Genomic DNA, 3,229 nt, shown 5'->3' with positions numbered 1-3,229 from the left:
CGACTGTTTGGGGTTGTATAGTCAAGTAATTAAGTGCATGTGGTGGATGCCTTGGCAGTCAGAGGCGATGAAAGACGTAATAGCCTGCGATAAGCTTCGGGGAGGCGGCAAATATCCTGTGATCCGGAGATTTCTGAATGGGGGAACCCACTTATCATAAGATAGGTATCGTAACATGAATACATAGTGTTACGAGGCAAACGAGGGGAAGTGAAACATCTCAGTACCCTTAGGAAAAGAAATCAATTGAGATTCCCTCAGTAGCGGCGAGCGAACGGGGATCAGCCCATTAAGTTATATGTGTTTTAGCGGAAAGCTCTGGGAAGTGCTACCGTAGAGGGTGATAGTCCCGTACACGAAAGGGCACATATAATGATGACGAGTAGGGCGAGGCACGTGAAACCTTGTCTGAATATGGGGGGACCATCCTCCAAGGCTAAATACTCCTGACTGACCGATAGTGAACCAGTACCGTGAGGGAAAGGCGAAAAGAACCCCTGTGAGGGGAGTGAAATAGATCCTGAAACCGCATGCATACAAGCAGTGGGAGCCGACTTGTTCGGTGACTGCGTACCTTTTGTATAATGGGTCAGCGACTTATATTCAGTAGCAAGGTTAACCGTATAGGGGAGCCGTAGAGAAATCGAGTCTTAATAGGGCGCATAGTTGCTGGGTATAGACCCGAAACCGGGTGATCTATCCATGAGCAGGTTGAAGGTTGGGTAACACTAACTGGAGGACCGAACCCACTGTCGTTGAAAAGCCAGGGGATGACTTGTGGATAGGGGTGAAAGGCTAATCAAACTCGGTGATAGCTGGTTCTCCCCGAAAGCTATTTAGGTAGCGCCTCGGACGAATACCATTGGGGGTAGAGCACTGTTTCGGCTAGGGGGTCATCCCGACTTACCAAACCGATGCAAACTCCGAATACCAATGAGTACTATCCGGGAGACAGACTGCGGGTGCTAACGTCCGTAGTCAAGAGGAAAACAATCCAGACCGCCAGCTAAGGTCCCAAAATCTATATTAAGTGGGAAACGATGTGGGAAGGCATAGACAGCTAGGAGGTTGGCTTAGAAGCAGCCACCCTTTAAAGAAAGCGTAATAGCTCACTAGTCGAGTCGGCCTGCGCGGAAGATGTAACGGGGCTAAAATATAGTACCGAAGCTGCGGATTTACACGTAAGTGTAAGTGGTAGGGGAGCGTTCTGTAAGCCGATGAAGGTGTGTTGAGAAGCATGCTGGAGGTATCAGAAGTGCGAATGCTGACGTGAGTAACGACAAAACGGGTGAAAAACCCGTTCGCTGAAAGACCAAGGGTTCCAGTCCAACGTTAATCGGGGCTGGGTGAGTCGACCCCTAAGGCGAGGCCGAGAGGCGTAGTCGATGGGAAATTGGTTAATATTCCAATACTTCTGTGTAATGCGATGAGAGGACGGAGAAGGTTAAGTCAGCCTGGCGTTGGTTGTCCAGGTGAAAGGTAGTAGGCATGCATCTTAGGCAAATCCGGGGTGCTCTATGCTGAGAACTGATAGCAAGCTAGTTTACTAGCGAAGTGGCTGATACCATACTTCCAAGAAAAGTCTCTAAGCTTCAGTTACACAGGAATCGTACCCGAAACCGACACAGGTGGTCAGGTCGAGTAGACCAAAGCGCTTGAGAGAACTCTGCTGAAGGAACTAGGCAAAATGGTACCGTAACTTCGGGAGAAGGTACGCTGTTGTTGGTGATGGAACTTGCTTCCTGAGCTGACGACAGCCACAGAAACCAGGCCCCTGCAACTGTTTATTAAAAACATAGCACTCTGCAAACACGAAAGTGGACGTATAGGGTGTGATGCCTGCCCGGTGCTGGAAGGTTAATTGATGGGGTTAGCGTAAGCGAAGCTCTTGATCGAAGCCCCAGTAAACGGCGGCCGTAACTATAACGGTCCTAAGGTAGCGAAATTCCTTGTCGGGTAAGTTCCGACCTGCACGAATGGCATAATGATGGGGGCGCTGTCTCCAGCAGAGGCTCAGTGAAATCGAAATCGCCGTGAAGATGCGGTGTACCCGCGGCTAGACGGAAAGACCCCGTGAACCTTTACTGCAGCTTGACATTGAACTTTGATCTTACTTGTGTAGGATAGGTGGGAGGCTTTGAAGTGGCGACGCTAGTTGCCATGGAGCCGTCCTTGAAATACCACCCTGGTAATATTGAGGTTCTAACTCTGTCCCGTTATCCGGGACGAGGACCATGTCTGGTGGGTAGTTTGACTGGGGCGGTCTCCTCCTAAAGAGTAACGGAGGAGTACGAAGGTGCGCTCAGCGTGGTCGGAAATCACGCGTAGAGTATAAAGGCAAAAGCGCGCTTAACTGCGAGACCCACAAGTCGAGCAGGTACGAAAGTAGGTCTTAGTGATCCGGTGGTTCTGTATGGAAGGGCCATCGCTCAACGGATAAAAGGTACTCTGGGGATAACAGGCTGATACCGCCCAAGAGTTCATATCGACGGCGGTGTTTGGCACCTCGATGTCGGCTCATCTCATCCTGGGGCTGAAGCAGGTCCCAAGGGTATGGCTGTTCGCCATTTAAAGAGGTACGCGAGCTGGGTTTAGAACGTCGTGAGACAGTTCGGTCCCTATCTACCGTGGGCGTTGGAAATTTGAGAGGATCTGCTCCTAGTACGAGAGGACCAGAGTGGACGAACCTCTGGTGTACCGGTTGTGACGCCAGTCGCATCGCCGGGTAGCTATGTTCGGAAGGGATAACCGCTGAAAGCATCTAAGCGGGAAGCCTACCTCAAGATAAGATTTCCCTAGGACTTTATGTCCTCTAAAGAGCCGTTGAAGACTACGACGTTGATAGGTTGGATGTGGAAGCATGGTGACATGTGAAGCTGACCAATACTAATTGCTCGTGAGGCTTGACTATACAACACCCAAACAGTTGTGTTGTATGCATCAATCGATTTAAAACCAAACAATCAGTAATGATTGACCTTGATTTAGTTCAAAAGCTAGATACAATTACCAACTCAGATATACCTGTTAATAACTCTTTTGACCAAAGCTAGGCACACACTGTAAATACAGTTAAATAAGACCAAGTGATTAATCATAAACAGTTTGCTGGCGACAATAGCAAGAGTGAACCACCTGATCCCTTCCCGAACTCAGAAGTGAAACCTCTTAGCGCTGATGGTAGTGTGGGGTTACCCATGTGAGAGTAAGTCATCGCCAGCTTTTAAAT

2 rRNA genes are annotated in these 3,229 nt (G+C 49.2%); both read left to right on the top strand.

What is annotated here, in order from left to right:
* Window positions 1-19 precede the first annotated feature (19 nt).
* A 23S ribosomal RNA gene (locus tag EXE10_RS20385) occupies window positions 20-2,911 on the top strand.
* A 196-nt stretch (window positions 2,912-3,107) separates the two neighbouring features.
* Window positions 3,108-3,222, top strand: a 5S ribosomal RNA gene (gene rrf / locus EXE10_RS20380).
* Window positions 3,223-3,229: the final 7 nt, after the last annotated feature.

It is taken from the genome of Acinetobacter sp. WCHAc060033 (genome assembly GCF_004209125.1).
GTDB classification, from domain to species: Bacteria; Pseudomonadota; Gammaproteobacteria; order Pseudomonadales; family Moraxellaceae; genus Acinetobacter; species Acinetobacter wuhouensis.
This window is presented reverse-complemented; position numbering and strand designations above follow the sequence as displayed.